Origin of the sequence: Vibrio sp. OPT18 (assembly GCF_015163615.1) — a bacterium.
Taxonomy (GTDB): domain Bacteria; phylum Pseudomonadota; class Gammaproteobacteria; order Enterobacterales; family Vibrionaceae; genus Vibrio; species Vibrio coralliirubri.
In genome coordinates, this window is the sequence record NZ_JADDYK010000075.1 from 155,235 (window position 1) to 181,210 (window position 25,976).

Below are 25,976 nucleotides of genomic sequence, written 5' to 3' on the forward strand. Positions count from 1 at the left end.
AGGAATATAAATATGATAAGAACAGTGCAAGAGTTTTTAGATTTTATAGAAAGTGACTCTGCTTTAACTAACATTAAGGATGTTGAATTGATCGATAAGGGGGATGTGGTTGTTGTGAAAAAATTACCAATCGCTTTTGATAACTATGAAGAAAATGAGAAAGAAGAAAAGAAAAATGCTTTCAAAAAATTCTTACATCAAAGTCTTGGAAAAGAAATTGTATATGAAGAAGATAAACAATTTAGTGCCAATGATTTTCCAGTCAGTGAACTTGAAGTATCTTTTGAAGAACCTATTGATGATTTTGATTCATACGACACACCCAGTTTTGGTGTAAGTAAGCCAAATGAAAAAGATGAAGTTGATCCGCTAACCATCATCACCTTTAATCCAGCAGATACAGAAACTAAGAAGCGCATAACGCCTTTTAAAATAATACTGAAAGTTGATGAGGTGTTGTTTAATGCACTTTATCGCTCTGGGATTATCTCAAACACTGATTTAGTAAGGGTGAGAGATATGCTTAAACCAGTCTATGACCAGCGTTTAGTTCTATCTCACTCAAAGCGTGATGGTCTTATAGATACGGTGCATTTGACGTTTAAAAATACGCTTGTCGAGACTGACACTGTTGAGCTTGAAGAAGAAGCTTTGCTGTTTATCATCTTGTTCATTAACAAAACTTACGGCAAGGCTTACAGAAGCTCTTATATGCCCGTTTTTGAGCACTTTAACGACCTTTTAGCGAACGGTCTAACCTTGTCTTCTGGAAGTCGCATAGAACCACTGAGCAATGAATTTGCATTACAGAAATTCATATCAAATAGAATTCGTGAAAAGATTCAAAACAAAGACGCTTTTACTTTCATTAACCAGTGCATTATCGATCATCTTCAACCGCTTCAAAGTGTGTTGTTTGATCACGAAGATGTGTTAATGCAGAAAGCAGATCACAATAAGAAGCTGATAATGAAGGCAATTGATAACGGTTTTCTCGATTATAATGATGACATTAAGTTTTATCTGAATGTTGTAGATGTGAATAAATTGGCTGTGCTGTATTCTGCTTTCATCACTAAGTTTTACGTGCAAGCGATCTACTATGGCATTGATGAGCATTTCAAACTTAATAAGAATAAATAGCACTTTTGCAAAAATTGGAAATGTGCATAAACCAAATAAAAACAACGCTTTAATGCGTTGTTTTTGTTTATATAGACAATGACTGTGATTGTCTGTTGTTTGGTTTGCGCTTCGGCTGTTGTTGAGTTTCTGGCTCTTTGATGAAGCTTGAAACAGGCTTTCGATCTATCGTTATATTATCAATACCTTTGCTTCTTAGCTTAGATACAGACTTCTCTAAAAACTCTTCTATGCGCTTCTTAGAAGCAGTATCTAAATGCTTGCTGTCGAGTAAGTGAACTAAGTGAGTATCAGTAAAGTTAAATTTTGTTTGATTCGGTTTATTAGCTGCTTTATCAATAGCTTGTTCAGCACGATCTAACATCTGGTCTAAACGCTCACTCAACATTTGCTGAGTCTTCGAGTCAAAGCCTTCAACCTCAATTTTATTTCTGATGTTAGGATCTTTGTTCAGTGCCACTTCGACAAACAACCATCTATGAAAATCGTCAATTTTTCCTGACTCTGATTTGTAAGATAGGCTCTTAATGTCTGGGTCATTCCTTAACAGCTCTTTATCTATCAGTAGAGCGTCAAGGGCTGATTCTCTTGGTCTGAAAGCGTTATACTCAACAATGTCAGTAGAATCATTCTTCTTGAATATCTGAATGGTTGGCTCTGACGTATTTTTGTTAAGCACTATCAGTTTGTTGTTAAGCGATACGATCTCACGGTTTCTACGCTCTAACTCTTTCTCTATACCAGATAAAAGAAACGCTTCTTTGTCTGTGCCGATCAAAATCTTATCTGTGATAGAACTGGCGTTAAGATGTGCAACGTTGTATCTCATAAAACGATTATTAGGGAAAGCATTCATTATATAGTTGCTTTGAAGTTCTAAGATTGACTCATCATCAAGATCAAATGCTTCTGCAATGGCTTTGCCTTGTAGATCATCATCAGAGAAGATACTGCTCTTATACTTAATCGCTTTAAAGTCGAAATTGCCTTTCTGATTCTCGATCACCTTGTGATACGTCAAATGCTTTTGCTTGTTGATATTAACGATAATCCCCACTGACAAACAGTTGTTGAAGAACTCGAAGAACTGTTGTTGTTTAAGCTTGGTTAGCTCTTCTGATTGAGTTTCACCAATTACAAGCTGTTGATTAAGCTTGTTCATAGCCCTGTCGTATTTGTCTCTGATAACTCGCTCAACTGCGTCAATATGAAAATTCTTGTCCTTTGCCAACGTCTTTTCAAACGTCTGTTTGGTGATTAGATTCTTAGCATATTTCTTCAAGATTTTACGAGTGTTATGAGTGAAGCTATCGTTAACAAAACTAATACCAGATTGCTGATCAGTGATGGTAAAAATCTGCTCTGCGTCTTTGTGCTTTGAAGCATAGTGCTTAGATTCTGTTTTATTCTTAACTTCACGCTTATCAATCAACAAACCACGCTTTTCAAGCTCTTCTTGTAGCTTCTCAAACGTCATACCGCTTTGCGAAAGTAGTTCATCAAGTTGGTTTGAAACAAAGGCTTTACGGTCGTCATAATAGCTCTCGGCATTATCACCAAGCTTAGGTTTTAGCTTCTCAACTTCATCAGCTTTCAAGTCATTCGCTTCTTTTTTGTGTAGACCTTGCGCCACACCTTGAAGTAAGTATTTGCTGTATTTTTTTTCTAACTTAGTTGATACAGCACGATAAGCTTCAACATAGTTTCGAGGGTTCAAAAACAGTCCAGTCGTAGGATCAAAAGGAAAGTCGATATAGTGAATGTGTGCGCCACTTTTCCAGTCTGGTGAAACGTGAACATTCATCAGTAATTGCACATCACCGATCTTCGTTTTTGTTCTGTGCTTCTTTGTCTTGTTCGTTTGTTCGTTCTTACAGTAATTAGCAAATTCCTTTGAAAACTCCTTAGCATAAAGCGTTAAAAAGTCTGCTACACAATATCTTGCGTAATCTTCTGCGTTGTCTATACCGTGTTTGACTCTAAACTCATCAGATATAGTGTTGTAATGGTTGTAAGCGTCTTCTCTGATAAGAGCCAATTCAGAATCATCTAAACGATGGTGTCCAAATCGAACGGGAATTTCTGGAATGTTCTTCGTGATGGTCTGCTTGGTATGTTCATCAATCGTAGTGATTTTGCGATTTGATAAAGCTTTTACGTTTCCATTTTCATCAAGATTCTTCCATTTTTTTGATGATTTATAGTTGTTATGAACGTTAGCCATAACTGATTTTATGTATTGTTCACACTTATCATTAAACGCTTGATTTGGTGCGTTTTTAGCTCTTAACTTAAACCAGTTTTTTATATCAACATCACTGTCTATGTTAGATACATCAAGTGATCTCTCTAAACTATAACCTTTTCCTTTTTTTTGTTTGTTCCAATATTTGAAGTGAGTAGCAAGCGCATTCAATTCAAACTTCTCTAATCTATATACTTTTGAAATCATTGTTTTATCTCCTTTTCTTATGTCATAGCACGTATAAGAAAACTTACAATGCACAAAAGAAAATTATTCTTTTTTCAATATGATTAAGCATTTTTGTAAAAACTTGCAAAAGTGCTATCGCCTTAAAATAAACCTTATTTCTATATGTCCACTTTCACATTTGCAAAACTTGCAAAAGTGCTATTGACAAAAGAAATGGTCCTGATAATTTAAATTATAAGAAACAATTTTAAGGAAAATAATTATGTATAATTCGTGGAAACAAAAATTCATTAAAACTTTTAAAAGAAAAGAGTTTAGTAAAACAATCGTTGTGAAAATTCACAATGATAAAGGTGGGGTTGGTAAATCGACTATCGCTACACAAATAGCACAAGCGTTTAGTTTAAGAGATAAAGAAACCACTGTCGTTATCGTTACTGCTGATGTGAATGAATGTTTGTTGAAGTATCTGAATGAGGAGTTTTGCAATAAACACCTTGGTAGAAAGTTAAAACTTAAACTTATCGCTATTGAAAATGCAGATAAAAAGTCAAAGAACCAAATCAACCAAGAGATTAAATCTAAACTATTGGCTGATGAGCGTTTAGAAGATTTTCTTGAAAAGAATGATGAGTCTTTAACAGAAGATGAGTTGGAGAACACATTTTTCTTAGAAGACAAAGGCGAAATCAAACCAGTAGATATAATCATTTATGATATTGCTGGCGGTGTAGACCAAATCGAAACTGATGAGGTTAAACAAGATTCTATTGACCATTTCATTACTGTTGCTAACGCTAACAGCGCAAAGTCTAAACAACGTGCTTTTGTTTCAATTCTAAAAACGATTAAAGCAGAAGATGAAGCTCTTAAAGCTGCCATTGAAGAATCTGGTGATGATTACGCTGATTATAGTGCTGATGAGATTGCAGAAATCAAAGCAGAACAAGGGATCACTTACAAATATGCTTACATTCATAGAGATACAAGAGGTTGTCAAAAAGACTTTTCTATTACTAAGCAAGAGCTTCGTGATATTGAAAATGAATACAACGTTAAAATTCAATTAATCTACGTTCCTAAGATGAATTTTGAGGCATTTGAAGAAGCTGGTGTTAGCTACTTTGCAACTCGCTACGAGTTAGAACAAAAAGGTATTAGCTTACGCACAATGAAATTGATGGAAGAGCGTAAAGATATGACTATTGCAGTTAAACAACTACTTAAAAATATTGCATAACAAAAGGAGATTAGAACAATGGCATTTAAGATTAAAAGTAAAAAAAGTAAAGTAGAAGTGCAACAACAAGAAGTTGTTGCTACTGAAAAAGATTCAATCTCTTTTGATAAAATTGTAGAGAAGAATCAAAGCACAAAATCAGGTTATACGTTCATTAGATTGAATGAAGAGATTGTGAAAAGAATCTATCAGAATGATTGTTTTGATACTGATATTGCTAAGACAACATCTAACATCATTACGACTGCACATAGTAGCGATAAAAGATTTATTGTTGATAATGATAAAAAACAATCAAAAGGTAAATTAGTAAATGTAAAACTGAACGATGATTTTTTCAAAATGTTTAATGATAAAAAGCGAGAGCAACTTTTCACTGTTAGTTTAAATAACTATGTAAATCAGCTTATCGAATGGGAGTTAAACGGCAATCCAGAAGTTGAAAAAGTATCAGTGGTTTTGAGCCATGAAGAGCAATTAAACAGAGTGGCATTACACGCAACAAGCTTGATTTTAGCAACAAAAGGCTTAAAAAAATCAGATTTAGTGAAGATGTTAGAAATGCCAATTTCAACAATTTCACGCTTAAAAACATTCAAGATTAATGCAACTTTAAGATACATCGAGAAGCTAAATTTTGTATTTGATGATCTAACAATTGATTTAGTAAAGAATAGAGTGATTTTAATTAATGATGGCGCAGAAAGTATCTATAACTTTAACAAGTTTTTGAACTACAAACCATCGCATAACGCATAAATAGATTGACTTTTCAAGTAAAAATCTGTATAATTTTAAACAAAGATAAAATAAATAATTTAATAAGAGAGGTAAGATATGACTACAAGTTTTCAATGGTATTTTGGTGTTTTTTGCGCTGTTTTCTTTGGTATATTTCGTTATACTGGCATATTTATCGGAATGGTTTACAACGCAATTCGTGATACGATGTGTCAAAGTGCATTGCATTTTTACGGTGGACTAATCACATTAACTATCGCTGGATTCAATATCTATGAATATGTTAATAGCTTTTTAGCTGGATTTTAAAGAAGCACTACGTTTGTAGTGTTTTCTTATACATAAACTTTAACCAGACAACTAAAAATAAAACAATTCTTTTCTACGCTTTTATCAAAGCGATTTTCTGATTTTTATTATTCTTAAATGACCAATCTATCAGAGACAACCAACCTTTCCAGAACATCATAATCACTCACTAACTTTGAGATTCTAATAGATTCAGTTCTATCACGTAAAACAAAACCAGATTCATTTTTATAAATACAAAGCTCATCTACGTTCAATAGATCTTCATAGTTAGCTTGCGCTTCAATTTCAGACATAAAACGATACTTATCAAAGTCGATTGCTCTTACTGCGTCTTGCTTGTTTAAATCAAAGTTAATCAATACATTTAAAGCCTTTTCAAGATCACCAGTTCGATTGTAAAACTCAACTATTTCATCAGCTAAAATCGGGTGAACCTCATACAGAAAATGAGTGAATTGCTCTGCGTCAAGAGGCTCTAAAACTTGCTGTGCCAAACGGTCTACTTCACTTGAAATTGTCTGAGGTGGGTAAAGGATATTATCTTGTTTTAAGGTGCTGACATACTCATTGATTAGAGTGTCTTTCTTGTCTTTATACTCTAACGGTTTGAAGAGTCTACGATAGACTAAATCAGCTAATCGACCTTCGATTGGCAAGCTGTCGCAAATCGTGATTTGTGGTTCAAGATGTTCAATGATTCTGTAAAACTGAGAGTCAGTGTTTGTGAAGCTTGTAAGAGCTGCAAAGTCTACGTGAATAAAACCGCAAACTATCTGATTGTATTCAGTTTTTAAAGCAAGAAAACGAGTAAAAAGACTGCCATGATTTCGCATAGCAGTTTCAATAATTTCATAGAGTGTTTTGTTTTCGTTTTCCATTGCTTTAACTCTGGTAGTTTAAAGCATAACAATAGTTAAAATGAAAACTTTAGTCAAATCATAAAGATAGATTTACCAGCCATTTTTAGACAGCCAGATTTCATCGACATTTACATAAGTAAGATTAACTATTTCGATAGTATTTTTATGTAGATGTTCCAGCAACTTAGTTCTTGCGTGAACACATCTTGCAGGATCATCACCGTTCTTTTTTACATACTCATTTACTTGTGTTAAAGCTGTATTGATTTTGTCTGTATATACCTTCATTTCATCGATCAGGTGGCTATTTGAATCATCACTTACAAGCTCTTGAATCTTGATTGATTTTAGTAGCTCAACGACTATCTCATAACGTGTTAATGACTCTTGCTGTGTCGCTGTTTCGTTTTTCAAAAATGCTGATACATCGAAGCTGTTCAAAGCGTAAAGCTCTGACAGTTTAGATAGGATTAAGATAGTGTCTTCATCGACCAATTCAGCATTGGTTTTGTTCTTTGCAAGGTAGTTAGATAACTGCGTAAATCTCTCACTCATTTTCGAGTTATGCAGTGCTTTTTCATCACTGATTTTAATCTGTTCTATACGCTCGTTAAGTTGCTTCACTGACTTAATTGAAGTGGTAGCTGTCTTAGATGGTTTAAGACGTTTAAGAGCGTCTACATCAGCGATGATTTGAGTGTAATACTCATCATCTTCTGAAATAGGTTTAGCTTTGAATTTTGGCTTTGAAAAATCGTCAACGATTGAAAAGCAAGTCTCTAAAAAATAAAACAACATTTCAGTGAAACTACCATCATTGTAAAGAGCTAAATGTTCAGATTTGAAGTCGATGTTTTCGAGAAAAGTTTTAGCTTGGTCTAAGCTCAATCCTTCATAACTTTTATTGATCATCTGAGGTAGCACAACACCACTTTGAAGCTGCTTTACGTGTGCGGTGATTTGTTGCTTATTAGGTTGAAAAGTTTTAGCAAAACCTTTCTGTTTTTCTTCACTGTCTGTTGTTGAAAGTTTTGTTAAAGGCTTATGATTGATAAGCGAATCAAACAGCTCCACTTTACTTAAAAGCTTCTTTGAATCGTGAGCAAATTCACTTCTTAATTTTAAAATTAGATTCTCCATTTCTGTGTTTGATTTATATGACCAGTTCATTTTGATTCTCTCCATTTTTTAAAGCGAGTTTGTAGCTCGCTTATGCTTGTTCCTTCTGTGATTTTTTAGTTATGGTTTTCTTTTTGTTTTGCTGTGAAATGAACTGCTTAATGTTCAGTTTTGTTAGCGATTCAAAAAGAGTGATTGCTGTTTCATTTGATAACTCTTCCAGCTCAATCTTTTCAGTTAAAAGTGATAGAGCTTCTTTCTTCAAAGCTTGTAATTTTTGATCAGTGCTTGAAATGTCTGTTAGACGTTGAGCTTTGCTTTTGGCTCTACTTAAAAACTCTAAAACTTGTTCACGGTTTTCAAAGTGTTTGATTGATTTTGACGCTCTGTATTCTTTCAACACATTCTTAATAAAATCAGATTTGTCATTGATGATTAGTTCAATGACATAGACCTGTGAAGCTGTGTTATTTGGGTCATTCGACATAGCGTTAAGATTTGGTTGTAGAATCTTTTCAAGCTGTTCAACTTCTTTCAGAAACTTAGAAGAATCTTTTGATTTTTCTAATGATGATTTTAGGTCTTTACACTCTCTTGAATGACGGTTGATAGATTCATTTAGTAGTTGTTTTGGCGACTTCTCTTTTTTCATTTCAGTGTTGTTATTTGTAATGATATTTTGTTGTTCATTGCTGTGCATTGTGTTGCTCCTCTCTTTAATAATTTATGCTCTCATTTATATTTATTATCATCTTAAAAAGATTCGTCAAACACATCATCAAACGACTGACAAGGAGTACATTTAGCTTTTAGTAAATGTTTCGGTTTTCTTTATCATTACCAATTTCGGTAATGTAATGAATACCTTTCGTCTTGCTAAAAGATAATATTCCCTTATCTAAGGTATTTCGTTTTTTCATTACAAAGTTCATTACCTAACGTGGTAATGAGATTTTGGAAGTGATCTAAAAGTCGTTTTTTGATTGAAAAAGTATCTGATAATTTTTTTAGAAACTTACAGAAAAGCATAAAAATATTTTGGCGATTTAATGTGTTCTCATTAACTCAATTTTCTTCGGTAAAACTACAAGTCGATTAAAATTATAAAGTAGTTAATAGAATAACTCTGTGTTGCTTGTGTCTTTGCAACTTCGAGACAAGCTCTTGTTGCTTTTTCTGTAAAAGAATTATGCAAATAATAATATTGACTTTCTTTGTTTTTATGGATTACTGAAATCATAAAAGGAGAGAAATTTTATGGAGAAACAATTATTAAAAATTAAACAAATGTTGTTAATCATTTTTGCAATGACACTATCAACAAATGTTTATGCGAATAACGAAACAAACTGTTTATCACCGCAAGCTTTTGCTAAACAAATTGGCAATGTAGATGGTGGTAAGTTTTTGAAGCCATGTGCAGAACAATTGGTTGGTTATGATCACCGCTTTATCAGTTGGAGTAAGACAACTCTTACTCAAAGTGATGTGGAAAATCAGAGAGAGTTTTTAACAGGAAAAGGTTTGAAAGTTGATGAGGTAAAACCACATCTAACAGAACAACTTTTTTTCTGGGGATTTACAGCTATTGAACTTAGTGTTTTTGTCATTTTGCTTTTGTCTGTTTTAGTATTTTCATCAATAGCAGTTTTCACTCAAAACAATAAAAACAAAACAGCTTTTACATCAGCTATGGTTTCGATTTGTTTTGCATTAGTTTTACTAACTGCTGCTTCATCTTCAACGTTAAGAGTAAGAGCTGTGTATTACCCTACGGCATTAGTAAATTACTTCTTGATTAGTCAACACAATGTTGAGTACCTGAATAGTCTTAACGATAATTTTTTAAGCACTTTGACAAGTTCCACTGCTACATCAACAAACAAGAAATTGAGTAAAGCTTTTCATCAGCAAATGCTTGAAAGAAAAGTATTTGAAAGTTGGGTGTATCAGAATGAATTTGGCTCACGTAATCGATACGATAATAACTCTTGGACTGAGGTTGGAAAGATAAAACCAACAGCTCAACAAGCATTAGACATTTCGGCTGAGTGTCTATCAACACATCAAGCAGTGATGGACTACAACACTGAGATTAACTTAACTGGTATTTTTGAGTTAGATGTTTCAACGCAATTGCCAGAATCAATAACGATTAGATCAGGTGGTGCAACGGCTAACTACGAGTGCGAGACAAAGTATTTTGGGAGGAAGCTTGATTCACTGTCAATACGTGCTGATTTTGCAAACATACTTACAAGATTTTTTGAGCAAAAATTTCAGTCTGATATGAGTGAGAGCACAAGTCTTACAACTGACTTTAAATCAATGTTCAACGCAAGCTTGGGTGATGCTCAAAAGATATTCGAGAAAGTGTCTGAGAATGGTTCAAATGCCAATCTTCAAGCAGAAGGTTTATTGATGCAATCCTATGCAGCTGTGAAGTCTGCTAACGAGACAAGAACTAACATTAAGCAAACTGCGCAATATGAAAAAGTGGTGAAGCAATTTGAAGGTTTGCTTGGTGATGAAATCCTGTTCAAAAATGCTGACTTCTCAGTTGCCGAAGCTCTTACATCAATGAGAAATGCTGGTGAAGCTTTCAAGTTCAGTTTCTTAGGTGGCTACTGCCACGGTGAAGATGAAATAACAGGTGAATGTTTATCTGGATTCCAACCTATCGAAGAATGGATTGGTGATACAGCAACTCTATTTCTAAATCAGCAAGAAGCACTTAAAACTTCTGATCACGAATTTGCTTTGATGTTAGAACACGCTACCAAGTTCAATGAGTTTGATTTGAGTAAACCAAACCGTCATTACTCATTAACAATGACTAACGGCCATCACTTAGATGCTTTTGAGTTAAAAAATATTGCTGGCAAACACTCTATTCTTACTGCAAAAGCTGACGGTTCAAAGTCAGAAGAATTGAGATTAGATGTGATTGACAGAGAGTTAGCTTTTGAAACTCTTTTGAATGCGATTGATGACGCTGTATATAGAAAAGCGGCACAAAATCACTCGGAGTTTATTGAAGAGCTTGTAGGTGAGATTTTAAACGACATAAGACCAACGATTCATTCTGTCTTCACTTTCGATCAGAAAATGATTGATGTGAACAAAGAAATGAGTCAAATACTAAATGCGTATCAAGACATTTATAGTATTGAGCAAAGAACGTGGGACGTATCAAAGCCTCAAACATACTTCCCTTATGATCTAAGAATCTTTGATGTTGATGAAGATAAAATTGAGTTATTCAATACAGTTAACAGTTTGAGATTTTATGATGCTTCATATCTGCTTGATGAAATTCCAGTAGCTGAAAGAACTCAAACAACAAGCGATGAAGCAACGCTTGATGATTTGATTGGTGCTATCGGTATCAGTGAGAAACAAAAAGAATCACTAATGTTTGGTCAGTGTCCTTTACGAACTGCTGATAATCGCTGTGATATGAATCTTATACAACAGGTTAACCAGAATAAAGATCCAGCTACTACTTGGACTGTCATATTTGGTTCATTGGGATTAGGTCTTGAAGCGTTCCAGACAATCAAAAGCGGTGCTTCGAGTGTATTAAGTGTCGGTAAAGGTAGTAGCATATTTGGCGATGCAATAGCTTTGTTGGGTGGTGCTCTTAATGCTGGTTTAGATACGATGATAGACACTTTACAAGGTCCAATCGGTTTTGCTTTTGCTGTAATGCTTATCATCACTATTGCTTTATATGCGATTGGCTATATTGGTTTACTGCTTGGTATCAAGTATCTGATTTACCCGATTAAAGAAGTATCCATTAGACTCATAATGCTGATCTGGATATTCGTTGTAGAAGTGATTAGCAACATTTTTAAATTAGGGGCTGGCGAAAATGCAGGGTTTGATAAAACCACAACAGCGTTAAAAGATTTGTTCTTTGTGTTTGCCTTCTTCCCGATTGAGATAGTCTATATCACGACAATCTTAACCAGTAGTTCAATTGGTGGTGCTATTCACGAACTGGTTTTTGCAACAGCAAGTGATGATCTGATGAGTCAAGCATTTCACGGATTCTTATTCGTTTGTATTTTGATAGGTGTTGTTATTTATGCAGTGTCTTCGATAGACCATATTAGAAACACTGGTAGAACGGCTTTGAACCTTAGAAGTACACCTGATGATAATGATCTGAATTTCGCTACTGCTTATCTTGGAGCGCAATCATTTAGCAATGTTAAGAATGGTTTAGGTAGTTTCTCGAAAAGCATAACAAGAAGATTCAACCGTGAAGAAGTTAAAGACCAAAAACCTAAAACTTCAACTAAACCAAAGAATACAGAAAAAACTATTGAAAAATAATCTTAAAAGCAATCTCAACAGAGGTTGCTTTTTTTTGCTGTTATAAAAGATTTTACTACATAGCTTAATCTTATTGAGTCTCGTTTTATTGAATTATGCTTTTTTTATGATAATCGTATTAGTAAGAAACAATTATAAAAAGGCTTAAAAATGAAAAGAATAATATTAATGATTATGTTGCTATTCGGTAGTCAAATGACATTAGCAACAAACAGCAAGATTGATGATTGTCCTACGTTGTCAGGCTACGGTTCAACGATGATGAATCAATTTGAAGAAGTCAGTAAGTGCATTGGTGAGCAGCGTCAAAACAATAACGCTGATAAAACTAAAAATGCTTATGAAAATTTAACCGAAACAACAATCAAGGAAATTGATCCGCTTTGGTCATATGCATCTAAATTGTCAGTGATAATGATTATCTTCACCTTTTTCATTACAGCATTAAAATACTTTGGAAAAATCGAGCTTAAAACAAAAGCTGACATGAGCTTGAATATAGCAACAGGAGTGTTTCTAAGTATCTTTGCAGTATCACCTCATCGAGTATCATTGCTTAACGCCTTTATGATTGAGCAGATACAAAATCCAGCATTAGAAGCGTTTACTGTTGCAAACAAGATTCAACAGCTATCGAGTAGTGATACAAGAGAAGTGCTTGATTACAACATCATACCAATCAATGAAAAGGCTCAAATCGTCAGCTACTCCATCTTAGAAAATGAGTTTTGTGCTTCGGAGTATGAGCAAAACGAGATGATTCAACACGACTTTGATGATTTAAATACCTGGGCTAATAGTGATGTGTCAGAGTGCCTTGAAGAGCAGAAAAAAATCGGTGCAAAGATAGGTTTTATGGAAGCTGGCGGTCGTTCACCTTTGAACTACGCTGTAAAAATGTGTAGTCAAAAGGTTCGTGGTGAGATTTACGATTGTGGTTCAGTGAGAAACTACTCTAACAGTGCAATCAACAAGACTATTGATGAATTTGCAGTGAAATACATTGAACTGGCTAAACAATATCAGGGCATCATCTGTAATCAAGAATCTCAAACAAAAACAAGCTATGAGCAAGCCAAGCATCTATGTAGAACGTGGGACTCTGAGAGCTTTATTTTAAAGAGTTCTACGCTTGATATAGCGAAAGCAAATGAATCAGTGATTTTGCTTACAGCAGGACTTACAGAAGCTTTAAAAGAGTCAATCGGGTATGAGATCAGCAAAGATTTAAAAACTGATATAGATACGTTTAGTTTTTATAGTCAAATCAAGGGGATTTTAAGCGCACCCTTCGATGAAACTGAGGTGATTGAGGCTACAAGCAAAGCATTATCAGGTATTGAAGTTCGTGAACCTTTTATAGTGAATCAAGCGTTTGGTAATGAGACTGATAGACAGCAAGAGACTGTATCAAGTCGAATTGAATCGGTTGAAGACTTCTACGCTTACATCATAAAAGAGGTAGATTCAGTCTATGCCAGTGATGAGATAAATAGTGTCATAACTAACGAGTTTATGGACGCTATTCGAGATCCGAAACGCTTCATCGGCACTTACGAAAAGAAAGGTTTTACAGTTGATGAAGTTCCGTTGAAGAGCGTGCAAGAGAATGTAATTCCACTTGCTACGATAAGCTTAGGTTTGAATTTTACTGGCAAGGCGTTGGTTAACTCAAAAAATGCTTCTCTTAAAGTGGCTGGTAAAAAAGCGCAAAAACTTGGTTCATTAGTGCAGAACGTATTGATTTTAAGTTTCTGTGTGTCGCTTGTGCTTTTTGCTTACATTATTGGGAACGTCTTTCAAAAAACGTTTTTAGTGTTAATTGATGTGGTTGTTAAGCTTGCTACTAATCTGATTGGTAAGAAGAGCTTTATAGCTGTGATTCTGGCTATTGCAGAAGCGTTTTTGAGTGTGTCGAGGTTCGTGTTTGGTGTGTTTCTATCGATCTTATCTTCAACTTTTTTAAGCTCGTTGCTGTTTGTCTTGATGAGTGAAGCAAACTTACTTGTTGTAAGTAGTGATTCAATTTCATTAGATATTATCTCACCGATCATTTTTTGGACTGTCTACGTGCTGTCCACAATGATTATTTTTATGTTTAGTTTTAGAAATGTATTCCAAGTTTTAGAAGATCAAACAACGTTTAATGGTTCAATCTTCAAAGCAGAATCAAAAGGTTTGGAACAAAACACAAGAAAAGTAGCTGGTATCGCAAATGTGATAAGATAATTTTTCAAAAGAAAGTGCTTTAAACACTTTCTTTTTTTGTCTGTGATTTGATTATTATTCTTTAATTGATATAACAATAGTTATACAACAAGGAGAATAATTATGATTAAAAAAATATTAACACTAACAACATTTTTAGTTTCAACATCAAGTTTTGCAATGACTTGCGAACAGATTGAATTTAACAAAGGAAAGTATGGTTTGTCTGAGTTAAATGGTTTAACACTTGTAGCAAAAGACAATCTTAATCGAAGCGTTATAGACAATATCACTTTTGCAGTAGGGGCGAATTCAACAGTATCTTTAAACAGTGCAAAAGCATTTACTATGTATAACTATCAAGAAAATGGTGAGGTAATGAGCTTTGAGACTGAGGTTAAAAAAGATGGTGTTGGTAGATACAAGAATAAGCTTAATGCTTTCAAGTTTGTAATCGAACGTGTAAGACCTTATACGTATGACATAACGGTGCTTAAACCACGATATGAAGGCGGTTTAAGAGATAAAACTGTTATGTGGGATACTCCATCAACAAAATTTGTTCAAGGTGAAGATATTGCAACGCCAGTTCGTTATGAAGCGACAGAAGAATCAATCGATTATAGAAATAACTTCAAATGTGTAAGTGAGTAATAAAGCGAGTGGTTTTTGCAAAGCGGTTTAATCTATGCACTTTTGCAAAAGTTGGAGATGTGCATAAATCCAATAAAAAGAGAGAGTTAAACACTCTCTTTTCTTATTTTTTACGCTTTAAAACTTGTGAGATAAAGAAGTTGGTATCTTGTGTGTCTTCCAAATCCTCATCTAAATCAAGATCATCATCATCATCATCAAGGTCTGAATCATCGTCCAAGTCCAGATCGTCATCTAAAAGTAAATCATTAAGTTCTTCATCAAGTTCATCAAAGTCTAAATCGAGCTTGTCAAATTCGTCATTATCTTCAAGTCGAACAGAATCTTTGCTTCTTAGATGTTGCTTTGTCGAATGTAGTTTTTGATTTGACAGTAGTTCAAATAACAACTCTTTTGAATCATCATCTTGGCATTGAGCAAAGAAGTGAATCAACTTTGAATCTATAATGTTGATGGTGGTTTGCTTTTCTTCAATCTTTGACAAATAGTGTTGATGAACATCGTCTAACGTGTCTGAAAAGTCTATCTCTTTATCTATGTGTAAATCTTTAAGTTTCTTCAATTCGGCAGTTAGAATCTTAATCTCATTATCTTTATCTTTATCTTTATCTTTATCTTTATCTTAAATTTGAGAAAGAAGTAATTTTCTCAATTGTGTTTCTTCTTTGTAAATCAAGTCAGAAAAAGATCTCTTTTCTAATAACTCTATTAAGTCTTGTTTAAGTAATTTGTTATAGTCCATATATTCACTCTCCATTTATTGTTGAACATATAAACATTGATCCACATGTTTTAATATTTACAAGAAAGAGCATATCGAAAAACCACAAGTGGTTTTTTTACTCTGTGAAAAGAGTCGACAAGACAATCAGTTGTTAATCATAAACACTATCTCAATATTTTACTTACAGAAAAGGAGCAAAGCGACAAATAACTTTCTTTTAAAATTCGTAAACTTGGGAAAGTTTACTTATTATATTAAATATAGTTATAAATTTAATTATCTTAATTAGCGATCACGACTTGCCTGAGCTAAAACGATCACGCCTTGCCTTTTTTTGAGTTTTGTAGATTATTGAAATTAGTATTTTAATGCTGATTTTAAAGAATGGAATTAAAGAAAAGAAAAATAATTGTGTATTTATTGAGTTTTTTAGAAATTTATTGAATTAAATTGATGATCTGATATTGACTAAAAACATAGAAATGATAAAACTTTTATTAAGACGAAAAAAAAGCATCTCGGAGAGACACTTAATCAACATATCTAAGTCTGGTAAACTTATAGATATTGTAAAATCAAATAATGATTTGTCAATAGAAACTCCGTAAATAATTTAAAATTATTTTAATGCTTTTAACTAAGAGTCTTAAAATTAAATTATTTATGGAGTATTTTTATGTCAATCAACAATTCTTATCAAAGCAAGTTCAAATCAAACTTTTTCTCAATTTCAAGAGAACATTTACTAAACAAAGAAGTTAAAGCAAGATTTATTAACTCTTCATTATCTGAATCACAAGTTAAGTTCAGAAACTACCTATTTTCACGCACTCAAATGCAGTTTAACAAACAAAGCACGTTCTTTGTGTCTTTAAATACGAGAAAATCAGTTAATTGTGATTACCCATTTACAGACGATTTTTCAAGAAAATCAATAGTTAAAAACTGGAATGATGAGTATTTCACTCTATCTTACGCATTCGACAACACAACTGAACGTCAAGCGATTAAAGTTGAAGTAAATTCTGTTTATTACAGTGATTTTGCTAATGCTAACTTACGTGTGAATCTGACTGAACTAAACACAAAATCAATGTCAGTTTTCGCAAGAGAGTTAAAGCACAAGTTCATATCTGGTGATAAAGAGAATTTCGTGTATCTGAACGATTTTGCAAGTGAAGCTGATAAGTTTTCTACTACTACAATTGAATGTAAAAAGCTTAGACACCAGACATTCAAAGCCGCTTGCAAAAAGGCGTTAAAAGCTTGTTCTACTGTTGATTCAAGCACGATCAGATGGTGTAAAAAAACTTTCAGATTCTTTTATGAACTTACAGAAGCGACAATGTTAGAAAAAGCAGCAAGAGCAGCAAAAAAAGTTGTTAAAACTGCTGTTAATGTTCTTGATTCATTAGCAGGAAAAGCAAGTAAATTAGCTGGAAAAGCGTCAACAAAAGCGATTAAAGAACAGTTGAGTAAGATTTTTACAGCGACAAAGCCGAAGCAATATGCTTCAAACACACAATCAAAAGTAAAGAATGATGTTGTTAAAAGTCAAACAACAAGCGAAGCTGTGTCTGATAAAGATGATTTTGATACTTTTATAGAAAACTTTTCGTTCTAAACTTGATAAAAATAGTCAATTGCTTTACGTTTGCATAGTTTATGCATTTTAAAGGTGATCAGCTATGGCAATGAATTCAATCGAAAAAAAGGTTAGTACAGTTAAACTTATCTTTAAAGTAGAAAAGTTTAATAGTGAAAATGAAGCTCACAAAGCTCTAACAAGCTTTGGAGAAGGTGAAGATAAAAAGGTTTTCACTAACCTTGATCAGTTCAAAGAAGCTTACTCGTTTAAAGCTCTACAACAACTTCAAGAGAGTCTTACAACTTACATTGAAGCGAATATCGAAGCTGAAAAACTACGAGAAGAACAAGAAGCTGAAAAAGCTCGTCTTGCAGAAGAAGAAGCAAAAGCGAAGCTTCAAGCAGAAATTGATTCACTTAAATCATTCGCAAAACTACAACTGCCAGCAGATCAGCAAGATGATGAAGCAGCAGTTGAAGCAAAAGCAAAAGAATTGCTTGCTGCACTTTCACAACCTCAATCTGTTGAAAAGTCTGAGTCTAAACCAAAGGCAAAACGTTCTTACACTGCAAATCAGTTTAAGACGATTTTGACCGATGAGTCAGGTCAGTTTATTGTTCGTTCATTAACAGGTAAACGCTCACAAGCAGTAAAAGATAAGATTAATGATGATGAGGCAATCTGGAAAATTGTTCACCAAGATGACGCAGATAAGTTTATAGCTTATGCAGAAACGCACATCACGTACAAAAAAGACATTGAGCAGATTAAATCTCATTTTAAAAAATAAGAAGTTAAAAAAATATTTGTATCGCCACTTCGTTTAAAGGCTCTTTATGTTCGATTTATTGTTGAAAAAGATATCATTGATTAATTTGAAATATGAAAAACTTCAAGAAATTAATGAAAGTAATTTCAATGTATTTTCGATTCTAAGAAAGGAAAATGATGAAGTGGCTTTACATTCACGATTTATTGGAGAATTACTCAATCCAAAAGGAACACATAATCAAGCTTCAACATTTCTTCATTTATTTATCAGTTCACTGAACAATAAAATCCAGTTAGACAACGCAAATTTCTCGTTAAGCATAGAGCGTTCATTTGGAAATTTTGGTCGAATTGATTTAGTTCTCACGAGTGAAAATGATGTTATTGTCATAGAAAACAAAATTCACGCAATAGACCAAACTAAGCAATTAGAACGTTACAACGATGCTGTAACTGAATATTTTGGTTCGAAGGACAAGCATTTAGTTTATCTTACATTATTTGGTGATCCCCCGTCAGAAGCAAGTTTAGGTTATCTTAAAAACAATGACATTATATGTATATCATATGCTGATTTTATCAGGGAATGGCTAACCCAATGTGCTCGTGAGGCTTATGATTACCCATCTCTACGAGAAACAATAATCCAATATAAAAAGTTGATTGAAAAGCTTACAGGGCAAACCCTTAACGAGAGACAAAAAATGGAATTAAAGACGTTAATTTTAACAGAGGGTAATTTTGAATCAGCACTTGCCATTGAACAAGTAATGAAAGATGTAAAAGCTGACTTACAAAAGACAGTATGGAAAGAATTACAGACCTCTCTCAAAAAGGATGGTTTTGATTTCGAGTTTGTCAATCATAAATTTGAGTCGGTAAGTTTAGATGTTTGTAATGACTTTTATAAAACTACTAATCGAGCCTATTATTATGGTTTGCAACACCAGATTTTGAGTTTTGATGATTATGGTGTCCATCTATACATGGAAGTTGAAGATCGCTTTTATTATGGTTTTGTTGTTTCTAAGAATGGCGTGTTGGGCGAATTCAAAGAAGAACTACTTGATAAACAGCCAGACTTAAAAAGTAAAATTGATCTTCTAATAAGCACTGATGAAGACTCTGAATGGTGGTTAGCTTGGAAATACAGTGAGGATAAAATAAATTTTAGAAATTATGAGGAAGGAAATTCTTCTAAGCTAAGTAATTCTGCCTATCGTTCAAAATGGGTGAATGATGTGAAAGATGATGTTGTAAAATTAATACAGCAATTTAATGAGTTATTTTCTAAATCATAGCATCAGTAAAAGCTCTCAGTTTAAGCCACTCTTTCCCTTAGAGTGGCTTTTTATTATTTACTCGCTAATAAAAACACGAGCTGATTCTTTTGGAATGATAAAGGTGTGTTCACAACCTTTGTCAGTTTCAACGATTAAACCAGAAGCTAAGAACTCGTCTTTGCATTCCAATTCTTCAAGAATTACAAGCTGCTCTTCTTGATCATGTCGAAGTTGAAACGCAAGATTGAACAGGTTTCCAACCATACCTTTTTCGTGAAGATAGTCTTGAATTTCTGATTTAACTTCTAACCTAAGCCCTTCAATTTGAGAGTTGTGAAACTGACCTGCTTTTGCAAGTGGTGGTAGTGTTTGATTGTCTGACATTGATAATTTCCAGAATTTTCATATAAACAGAATAAATATATCATTTTGAAATAAAAATAAAGTGCTCAGTTTCGCATTTTTCTGTGTGTTTTCAATTTATATCAAGAATCGTATATTGAAAGTTGTTGTTTTTATGTTAATTGTTTAGTTAGAAACATAAAAATGGAGATGTATTATATGAATAAAACGAATGGAGGATTTACGCTGATTGAAACACTATTAGCAATAAGCGCAATAGGTGTTGTATCAGCAGGGCTTGTTGTAAAACAAGCTGAAAAAAACAAAGAGATTAAAACACAAAATTTTTTTCGTGAAGCTTACGAGATTGTAAGAGCTGTGGATCATAGAATCGCTATTGATGGTTATGATCCTGTTTTATGGACTAAAACAAATTGGAATAACGAAAAAGAGATTGTTGAAGATTTGATCGCTAAACAGTTAACTTCTGAATCATTAACGAATTGCAAAGATGGAGAATGGAATCCCGTCTCAAATTCGAATAGTGAGACAAGGTTGATTAGCTGTAAACTATGGAATGATAGAAAGAATAACGGTGAAGTGTTAAGTGCAGAACTTGTCAGTGACTCCGCAGGTTTCATACAAAGCTTTAATTTATATTTAAGTTATTCTGATCCAAAAATTTTGTCTGAAAAATTTTTAGAAATTAGCAAAGCAATTGACAACGTTAGTTTTACTATAAATCAAGAAATTTCAGGCTCGCACTACATTGACTATGTATCAACATCATCAAAAAATGACATAACGATCAAAGAATGCATTAAGAATTTTGATGATTGCTCGATCCGATTTTCAGTTGATAGGAATGGTGGTAATGAATATGTGAAAGCTGACGGCAGCAACTCTATGATCGGTGAACATCTGACGTTCATCGATACAAAGGGACAAGCTCCTATGAAATGTGTCAGATGGTCAAACACAGCAAGAGATGGTTCTGGTGCTTGGACAATTGATACAGATGAAGAATGTGGCATAGGCATTTATAAAGATGATCCACATCCTGTAATGGTTGATGTTGTTGCTGATTCAGGCACATTCAAAAATGTTCTTTTAGACCAAGAATGTAAAGTTTACGCTTGGAATGGTTCAAATGTCGTAGATACGGGTAATACATCTCCTTGTGGTGTGTTGAACGACGGTAGTGAGATTGTTCAAGTCGTAGATAACATTCGAAGTAAAACGAGTGAAATTGGAACTTTGTATGCTGGTATTGCACACATAAATAATATTTTTATAAACAATGTTGTTGCTGAAACAATCGAGAGCAAATTTGCGTACATAGAAGATAAGCTTAAAGCTGATGTTATTGAGTCTTACAATCAAAGTAAAATTTCCATCAACTCTGATTTGAATGTCAATAAAGACTTTACCATTTCACGTAATGATTCAAAGGGTAATCCAAATTTATTCACTGTTAAATCACGAGGTTTGTTTGAGAATGAAATTACAATCAAAGATGTTTTAAAAGTAGAAGACGATTCTTATTTCAACAAAAACACTTATGTTGGTGGAAATAGTGTCGTAACTGGTGATATTTCATCAAATCAAAAAGTTTCTGCTAACACTCTTCAAATCAAAAAAATCAATGTAGAAGAAAGTAGTTGCACAGTTGATGGTGAAATTTCAAGGGCTACAAATGGTTCATTGCTAAACTGCGTTTCTGGTGTTTGGAAGTCAGTAATCGCAGAATCAGCTCCAATTGGTTCAATAATGATATGGACGAAATCTACACCGCCTAATGGTTGGATTGAGTTAGACGGTCAATCAACAGCAGCCTATCCACAATTAAGAGCAATAATTGGTAATTACGTTCCAGATTTTAGAGGACAGTTCGTTAGAGCTTGGGATCACGGTAAAGGTATTGACGCTGGTAGAGGGCTTGGCAGTTATCAATATGATGCAATCAGAAACATTGAAGGTTCGATGTTAAAAGTATCCGAGACGTGGGCTAACGGCGGTGGTACTGCTACTGGTGCTTTTGAAAAAGTGGGTGGTTATAGAGCAAGTAAAACACCTCATAAAACAGATAGTAGTAATACTGGTGGTGTAAAGTTTGATGCTTCAAATGTTGTCCCAACAGCAAATGAAAACAGACCTAAAAACATTTCGGTAATGTACATAATTAAAGCATATTAAAATTGCGTTTTACGAAAAAAAATGAGGAGCATGTTCTCCTCTTTTTTCAAACATTTCCTGCTTTTAAGCACATTTTCAAAACTTGAAAATGTGCTTAATCTCCAATTATTCCTTTCAAATTTCCTACTAAACCAACATTTTTAAAAATTATTTTCATTGAAATAATCCCTTAAAATGCGCCTTTCTTTATTTTCATCAAAAAAACTTTTGCAATTGCTCTTGAACTTTTATTTTTTAATGATAAAACAATTACAGAAACAACAAAAAACTTAAACAAATAATTAAGGAAATAAGATAATGAAACACAAGCTATTAAACACAAAACAAACTATCGAATACATTACAAGTAGAGAAATCGAGTTCAAATCATTTATGCATAAGCAAGATTTGGAAAATATGATTTTTCAAATGTTAAATGAAAAATATACAACTTCATCAGTGATAAAAGACAATGCAGTAAAAGGTGGTTCGTTGGAACTAATTAATGAGTTATTTGTTAATGAAAACTCAAATTTTAGATTTTGTGTCGATTTAAATTTACTTTCAGAAGATAAATACCCAATAGTTAATGATGGCTATTTAAAAGGTGATTATTTAATTAATCTAAGAGATATAGCGAATGGTATAGCTTCTTCAAAATCTTCAAAGTATTTTTGTAAAAATTATACAGAAGAATTTCAAGATTCTCTTATCGATAAGATGTCAAACGTTATAAATAAGATTTGTTATTATCAAATTCACTTTGTAGAGGAATGAGTGAATGAAAGAGATAACAAGGAGAATGATAGACGCTGTTGAGTTCGTAGAACCGCACTCAACGTTTATCAAAGTGAAAGATAGTGAGCTTAGATACGTTTCTAAGCTACTGATTGAACATAGCTTAGTTATTCGTGTTAAAGATGATAGAAACGTCTACATTGCAAAAAATCATTATAAACTAATCTATGATTCAATTGCTGAAATGCCTGAGTTTCAAGAACTGGTTAAGAATGACTTACAAAACCAGATCAGAAGTGAAGTCATTGAATGGAAGAAAGGAAAGCGAATTAAGTATGATACACGCTTGGCTGATACCAACTTGATGAAGTTCTCTAAGATTCTGCGTAAACAGAAAGGCACTTTGCATAAGTCATACATTAAAATTGATGGTGAGCTTAAAGAAGCTGTTTTGATAGACAAAAGGCTTGCTGATCATCTACAAGAAATATTTAAAGAAAAATTACAATACAAAAATTAAGGAAAAGGTAATGATAGAAACAAGATATTTAGATTTTGAGGGTTTAAAAACAACAAATCAAGTGGCATATGAATTCGCTGAATTTTATGACTTGACTACCTACGATAATGAATTTTTAGACACAGATAATGATGAAGATGTTGAAGATTTTCTACGTCTTTATGATTACAAGTTTAACTCATATATTAGAAGTAGCCCCATCAATAAAATAGAGGTTGATATTGATGAGAATGGATTTGGAAAAAGATTCTCTCTTAGTCAATTCAAATCTAATTTACTTGAAGTAGATGAAGACAAGGAAGGTACATTCATTTTTAATGCAATTCAATCTGATTTAATTAAAGTTATGGACATTGAAGTAAACAATGATGATTACGATTGTAAAAATTACCAAATCGTCATATTTTATGAAGATGATAAATTCTCATACTACATTTTTGACTCAAATGAGTCGGATTTAATTAGTTATGAACTAAATTCGATTAATGAAGTTGAGCAAACTATAAAGAATCACTTCGAAAGTGAAGATTTAGATTTAAATATTACATTAGGTCTTGAAGAAGTTCAGATTAAAGATTCGTTAGAACTTGATATGTTAAAAATGAGTTTTATTGATCAAGGATTCCCAAAAAACCATTTCTTAAAAACTACTGGTAAATATGGTTCTGATTTTTTCACATCCAAATGTGAGGAGGTTTATCCATCAACACTGTCATTAGATGAAGTTGATGTAGACTTATTAACTTTACTAAAACGTGATAGTGAAGCATATCAAAAGAAAGATAAAGCAATTGATTTAAAGCAAGATGAAAAGAAAACTAATAGAAGTCGCAATCGACCACGTTAATGAAGAGAGAAGCTATTTGCTTCTCTTTTTGTTTTAAAATAATGGTTAAGCACATTTGCAAGTTTTGCAAAAGTGCATAAATCTATGAACAACCTTCCAATCATTTATTTTCCAGAAAAGCAGTAGCAAAGCTGCTGCAATCATAGTTCTAAATATTTTTATTAAAACTCTATTGACTTTTATTTTGATTATGCATTAATAATTAATATGGAAAGATTGTTTTTTCTTTAATGGAATTACTATCACAAAGTTTTCTATTTATTTTTTTAATTAATTGTTTCGCCACTCTGTATGAGTGGCTTTTTTATTTCTGTTGTTATGCTTTTTTTGCTATACATTTTTCACCTTTCAAAAAACTTTTTTCATTAAGTTTTTCTTTTAAGTAAAGCATTATCACTCTTACAAACCTTTTCATAAATTGAATGATTTTTATTCTGTGGTTCAATGTTTATATAAACAAGGAACTTAAAAATTATGAAAGGAAAAATATTATTTATAACAACAATGTTTGGTTTCACCTATGCTGCTGAAACATCATATGATCAACTAATTGCAAGTGCATACTCTGTTGCTACGTGGGTCGCTGTTTTGATTGGTTTATCGTCAATATTTTTTGGACTTAAAAAGCTGAAAGACTATGGAGATAATCAAAACCAAAGCAGAGTCGGCTCAACTCCGTTTGTTTTTTTATTTGTGGGTTCAGTTTTAATGAGCTATTCACAAATGATTGCATCATTCAGTCTATCTTTTATCGGAGATGACGCTGGTTTTTGCTTTGGTTTAGAAGAGAGTGTTGATAGTGCAACGGAAATTTCATCAAATTGTTGGAAAGGCGAAGGAGCAGACTTTCTATCACCAGAACTTAAAGCGAAGTTAGACTCTGAGGAACAAAAATCAGTATCGAAGTGGATTGAATCTGCGTTCTATACGCTTCAATTGCTCGGATTCATCTGGTTCATCAACATTATGGTTTACATGAAGAAAAGTAGCGAATCACATAATCAGAAAACTGACGCATTCAAAGTGATTCTTGGTTTGATTGGCTGTGCAGCACTCTTTAATGCAAATGCAACAATTGAGATTTTAAAAGCGACATTTGAAAGTTTTACATAAAAGAAAGCGAGTGATCATTATCACTCGCTACAAAGGCGTTTATTAATCAAACATAGATTTAAAACCGCCACTATTAGAATCATTTGATGTAGAGCCTAAATCGATTCCAGCAGCTCTGAGTTGATTCATAGGGTTTCTTATTTCATTAAGCTTTTGCCGCATCGCACGTGATCGCTTCGCCTCTTCTTCGCCAACTTTAACCATTTCTTTTTCAAAATGAGAGAATGCTCTTTTTGCGTTGAAATAAGAGGGCATAAACAACCCTGTGATAAATGCTACTGGATACCAAACAATCGCTGATAAAATAGCTGCAAAGATCCCCTGAATTAGCCCATAATTTTCAGTAATTAGGAAAATTCCAAGTGAAGATAGTGCAAAGGCAATGAGATACTCGACAATTCGTAAAACCCACGCAAATGCTCGTTTACCTTTTCCAGCTTTAAGCAAACGAAAGCCAACGAATGGTCGTCTATCTTCGGCTACATACCCAGTCTCAGTTTCATGGTTGTACAAACCAATCGGTGAACGCCAGCCTTTCTTATCTGAATTAACGTAAAAGACGGTAACAAATGCACCATTTTTCACATTAGTTTTGAAAGGAAATGCGATATCTAATTGTTCATTTGTTTCAAAATCGACAATAGATAGTTCACTCAAATAGTGATCATTAACATCAAATTCTTTTGATGATTTATTGTATTTTACAGATGTGCTTTTAGACACATCCATATCACAAACTTGACCTGATTGATATGAAAATTCACAATCTTTTTTGAAAAAACCATCACGTATAGAAATGATAGAATCCATAATTACTTAA

22 protein-coding genes are annotated in these 25,976 nt (G+C 33.2%); 15 read left to right on the forward strand and 7 right to left on the reverse strand.

Going from position 1 to position 25,976, the window contains the following annotated elements:
- The first annotated feature begins 12 nt into the window (after positions 1-12).
- On the forward strand, positions 13-1,143 hold the full coding sequence (locus IQQ51_RS20195) for a hypothetical protein (RefSeq protein ID WP_193841947.1): 1,131 nt from the start codon (positions 13-15) through the stop codon (positions 1,141-1,143).
- Positions 1,144-1,210: 67 nt separating this feature from the next.
- On the opposite strand, the gene IQQ51_RS20200 is transcribed toward IQQ51_RS20195, so the two are convergent.
- Complete coding sequence (locus IQQ51_RS20200) at positions 1,211-3,595, reverse strand: hypothetical protein (RefSeq protein WP_193841948.1); 2,385 nt, start codon at positions 3,593-3,595, stop codon at positions 1,211-1,213.
- A 244-nt stretch (positions 3,596-3,839) separates the two neighbouring features.
- Between IQQ51_RS20200 and IQQ51_RS20205 the strand changes: the two genes are divergently transcribed.
- The 3 genes from IQQ51_RS20205 to IQQ51_RS20215 all read left to right on the forward strand — a co-directional run bounded on the left by IQQ51_RS20205 (position 3,840) and on the right by IQQ51_RS20215 (position 5,867).
- Entirely contained in the window at positions 3,840-4,817 is a 978-nt protein-coding gene (locus IQQ51_RS20205; RefSeq protein WP_193841949.1) for an ArsA-related P-loop ATPase, read from the forward strand.
- A gap of 18 nt (positions 4,818-4,835) precedes the next feature.
- Positions 4,836-5,576 carry a hypothetical protein gene (locus IQQ51_RS20210; protein WP_193841950.1) on the forward strand — a complete coding sequence of 247 codons (741 nt, stop codon included), beginning with the start codon at positions 4,836-4,838 and terminating at the stop codon, positions 5,574-5,576.
- A gap of 78 nt (positions 5,577-5,654) precedes the next feature.
- On the forward strand, positions 5,655-5,867 hold the full coding sequence (locus IQQ51_RS20215; RefSeq protein WP_130043354.1) for a hypothetical protein: 213 nt from the start codon (positions 5,655-5,657) through the stop codon (positions 5,865-5,867).
- A 113-nt stretch (positions 5,868-5,980) separates the two neighbouring features.
- Here IQQ51_RS20215 and IQQ51_RS20220 read toward each other — a convergent pair whose 3' ends face one another.
- From IQQ51_RS20220 to IQQ51_RS20230, 3 genes are all read right to left on the reverse strand, one after another.
- Complete coding sequence (locus tag IQQ51_RS20220; protein WP_193841951.1) at positions 5,981-6,748, reverse strand: hypothetical protein; 768 nt, start codon at positions 6,746-6,748, stop codon at positions 5,981-5,983.
- Positions 6,749-6,820: 72 nt separating this feature from the next.
- Complete coding sequence (locus IQQ51_RS20225) at positions 6,821-7,900, reverse strand: hypothetical protein (RefSeq protein ID WP_193841952.1); 1,080 nt, start codon at positions 7,898-7,900, stop codon at positions 6,821-6,823.
- Positions 7,901-7,940: 40 nt separating this feature from the next.
- Positions 7,941-8,549 carry a hypothetical protein gene (locus tag IQQ51_RS20230; protein ID WP_193841953.1) on the reverse strand — a complete coding sequence of 203 codons (609 nt, stop codon included), beginning with the start codon at positions 8,547-8,549 and terminating at the stop codon, positions 7,941-7,943.
- Between the two features lie 557 nt (positions 8,550-9,106).
- On the opposite strand from IQQ51_RS20230, the gene IQQ51_RS20235 reads away from it, so the two are divergent.
- The 3 genes from IQQ51_RS20235 to IQQ51_RS20245 all read left to right on the forward strand — a co-directional run bounded on the left by IQQ51_RS20235 (position 9,107) and on the right by IQQ51_RS20245 (position 15,055).
- Positions 9,107-12,193: a hypothetical protein gene (locus tag IQQ51_RS20235; protein WP_193841954.1), complete on the forward strand. Its 3,087-nt coding sequence runs from the start codon at positions 9,107-9,109 to the stop codon at positions 12,191-12,193.
- 150 nt (positions 12,194-12,343) lie between these two features.
- Positions 12,344-14,422, forward strand: coding sequence for a hypothetical protein (locus IQQ51_RS20240; RefSeq protein WP_193841955.1), 2,079 nt, complete (start codon positions 12,344-12,346; stop codon positions 14,420-14,422).
- A 102-nt stretch (positions 14,423-14,524) separates the two neighbouring features.
- On the forward strand, positions 14,525-15,055 hold the full coding sequence (locus tag IQQ51_RS20245) for a hypothetical protein (protein WP_045409776.1): 531 nt from the start codon (positions 14,525-14,527) through the stop codon (positions 15,053-15,055).
- Between the two features lie 103 nt (positions 15,056-15,158).
- Here the strand turns inward: IQQ51_RS20245 and IQQ51_RS20250 are convergent, their stop codons facing one another.
- A complete protein-coding gene (locus IQQ51_RS20250) occupies positions 15,159-15,617 on the reverse strand; it encodes a hypothetical protein (RefSeq protein ID WP_052479030.1) in 459 nt (152 codons plus the stop codon).
- A gap of 838 nt (positions 15,618-16,455) precedes the next feature.
- On the opposite strand from IQQ51_RS20250, the gene IQQ51_RS20255 reads away from it, so the two are divergent.
- From IQQ51_RS20255 to IQQ51_RS20265, 3 genes are all read left to right on the forward strand, one after another.
- Complete coding sequence (locus tag IQQ51_RS20255) at positions 16,456-17,403, forward strand: hypothetical protein (protein ID WP_045409775.1); 948 nt, start codon at positions 16,456-16,458, stop codon at positions 17,401-17,403.
- A gap of 64 nt (positions 17,404-17,467) precedes the next feature.
- A complete protein-coding gene (locus IQQ51_RS20260) occupies positions 17,468-18,157 on the forward strand; it encodes a hypothetical protein (RefSeq protein ID WP_045409773.1) in 690 nt (229 codons plus the stop codon).
- Between the two features lie 46 nt (positions 18,158-18,203).
- Positions 18,204-19,439 (forward strand): PD-(D/E)XK nuclease family protein, encoded by a 1,236-nt coding sequence (locus IQQ51_RS20265; RefSeq protein ID WP_193841956.1) that lies wholly within the window; start codon positions 18,204-18,206, stop codon positions 19,437-19,439.
- A 57-nt stretch (positions 19,440-19,496) separates the two neighbouring features.
- Here IQQ51_RS20265 and IQQ51_RS20270 read toward each other — a convergent pair whose 3' ends face one another.
- Complete coding sequence (locus IQQ51_RS20270) at positions 19,497-19,805, reverse strand: hypothetical protein (protein WP_193841957.1); 309 nt, start codon at positions 19,803-19,805, stop codon at positions 19,497-19,499.
- Between the two features lie 177 nt (positions 19,806-19,982).
- Between IQQ51_RS20270 and IQQ51_RS20275 the strand changes: the two genes are divergently transcribed.
- The 5 genes from IQQ51_RS20275 to IQQ51_RS20295 all read left to right on the forward strand — a co-directional run bounded on the left by IQQ51_RS20275 (position 19,983) and on the right by IQQ51_RS20295 (position 25,156).
- Complete coding sequence (locus IQQ51_RS20275) at positions 19,983-21,959, forward strand: tail fiber protein (RefSeq protein WP_193841958.1); 1,977 nt, start codon at positions 19,983-19,985, stop codon at positions 21,957-21,959.
- Between the two features lie 297 nt (positions 21,960-22,256).
- Positions 22,257-22,715 (forward strand): hypothetical protein, encoded by a 459-nt coding sequence (locus tag IQQ51_RS20280; protein WP_045405053.1) that lies wholly within the window; start codon positions 22,257-22,259, stop codon positions 22,713-22,715.
- Between the two features lie 4 nt (positions 22,716-22,719).
- Positions 22,720-23,196 carry a hypothetical protein gene (locus IQQ51_RS20285; RefSeq protein WP_156148272.1) on the forward strand — a complete coding sequence of 159 codons (477 nt, stop codon included), beginning with the start codon at positions 22,720-22,722 and terminating at the stop codon, positions 23,194-23,196.
- A 10-nt stretch (positions 23,197-23,206) separates the two neighbouring features.
- Positions 23,207-24,043, forward strand: coding sequence for a hypothetical protein (locus IQQ51_RS20290; protein ID WP_045405049.1), 837 nt, complete (start codon positions 23,207-23,209; stop codon positions 24,041-24,043).
- Between the two features lie 474 nt (positions 24,044-24,517).
- Entirely contained in the window at positions 24,518-25,156 is a 639-nt protein-coding gene (locus IQQ51_RS20295; RefSeq protein WP_156148271.1) for a hypothetical protein, read from the forward strand.
- A 42-nt stretch (positions 25,157-25,198) separates the two neighbouring features.
- Here the strand turns inward: IQQ51_RS20295 and IQQ51_RS20300 are convergent, their stop codons facing one another.
- Positions 25,199-25,966, reverse strand: a complete 768-nt coding sequence (locus IQQ51_RS20300; protein WP_045405045.1) for a hypothetical protein — start codon at positions 25,964-25,966, stop codon at positions 25,199-25,201.
- Positions 25,967-25,976: the final 10 nt, after the last annotated feature.

Bases quoted from the DNA above. Each gene is read 5' to 3' on its own strand.
- IQQ51_RS20195 (WP_193841947.1), top strand. From the start codon at position 13: ATGATAAGAACAGTGCAAGAGTTTTTAGATTTTATAGAAAGTGACTCT.
- IQQ51_RS20200 (WP_193841948.1), bottom strand. From the start codon at position 3,595: ATGATTTCAAAAGTATATAGATTAGAGAAGTTTGAATTGAATGCGCTT.
- IQQ51_RS20205 (WP_193841949.1), top strand. From the start codon at position 3,840: ATGTATAATTCGTGGAAACAAAAATTCATTAAAACTTTTAAAAGAAAA.
- IQQ51_RS20210 (WP_193841950.1), top strand. From the start codon at position 4,836: ATGGCATTTAAGATTAAAAGTAAAAAAAGTAAAGTAGAAGTGCAACAA.
- IQQ51_RS20215 (WP_130043354.1), top strand. From the start codon at position 5,655: ATGACTACAAGTTTTCAATGGTATTTTGGTGTTTTTTGCGCTGTTTTC.
- IQQ51_RS20220 (WP_193841951.1), bottom strand. From the start codon at position 6,748: ATGGAAAACGAAAACAAAACACTCTATGAAATTATTGAAACTGCTATG.
- IQQ51_RS20225 (WP_193841952.1), bottom strand. From the start codon at position 7,900: ATGAACTGGTCATATAAATCAAACACAGAAATGGAGAATCTAATTTTA.
- IQQ51_RS20230 (WP_193841953.1), bottom strand. From the start codon at position 8,549: ATGCACAGCAATGAACAACAAAATATCATTACAAATAACAACACTGAA.
- IQQ51_RS20235 (WP_193841954.1), top strand. From the start codon at position 9,107: ATGGAGAAACAATTATTAAAAATTAAACAAATGTTGTTAATCATTTTT.
- IQQ51_RS20240 (WP_193841955.1), top strand. From the start codon at position 12,344: ATGAAAAGAATAATATTAATGATTATGTTGCTATTCGGTAGTCAAATG.
- IQQ51_RS20245 (WP_045409776.1), top strand. From the start codon at position 14,525: ATGATTAAAAAAATATTAACACTAACAACATTTTTAGTTTCAACATCA.
- IQQ51_RS20255 (WP_045409775.1), top strand. From the start codon at position 16,456: ATGTCAATCAACAATTCTTATCAAAGCAAGTTCAAATCAAACTTTTTC.
- IQQ51_RS20260 (WP_045409773.1), top strand. From the start codon at position 17,468: ATGGCAATGAATTCAATCGAAAAAAAGGTTAGTACAGTTAAACTTATC.
- IQQ51_RS20265 (WP_193841956.1), top strand. From the start codon at position 18,204: ATGTTCGATTTATTGTTGAAAAAGATATCATTGATTAATTTGAAATAT.
- IQQ51_RS20270 (WP_193841957.1), bottom strand. From the start codon at position 19,805: ATGTCAGACAATCAAACACTACCACCACTTGCAAAAGCAGGTCAGTTT.
- IQQ51_RS20275 (WP_193841958.1), top strand. From the start codon at position 19,983: ATGAATAAAACGAATGGAGGATTTACGCTGATTGAAACACTATTAGCA.
- IQQ51_RS20280 (WP_045405053.1), top strand. From the start codon at position 22,257: ATGAAACACAAGCTATTAAACACAAAACAAACTATCGAATACATTACA.
- IQQ51_RS20285 (WP_156148272.1), top strand. From the start codon at position 22,720: ATGAAAGAGATAACAAGGAGAATGATAGACGCTGTTGAGTTCGTAGAA.
- IQQ51_RS20290 (WP_045405049.1), top strand. From the start codon at position 23,207: ATGATAGAAACAAGATATTTAGATTTTGAGGGTTTAAAAACAACAAAT.
- IQQ51_RS20295 (WP_156148271.1), top strand. From the start codon at position 24,518: ATGAAAGGAAAAATATTATTTATAACAACAATGTTTGGTTTCACCTAT.
- IQQ51_RS20300 (WP_045405045.1), bottom strand. From the start codon at position 25,966: ATGGATTCTATCATTTCTATACGTGATGGTTTTTTCAAAAAAGATTGT.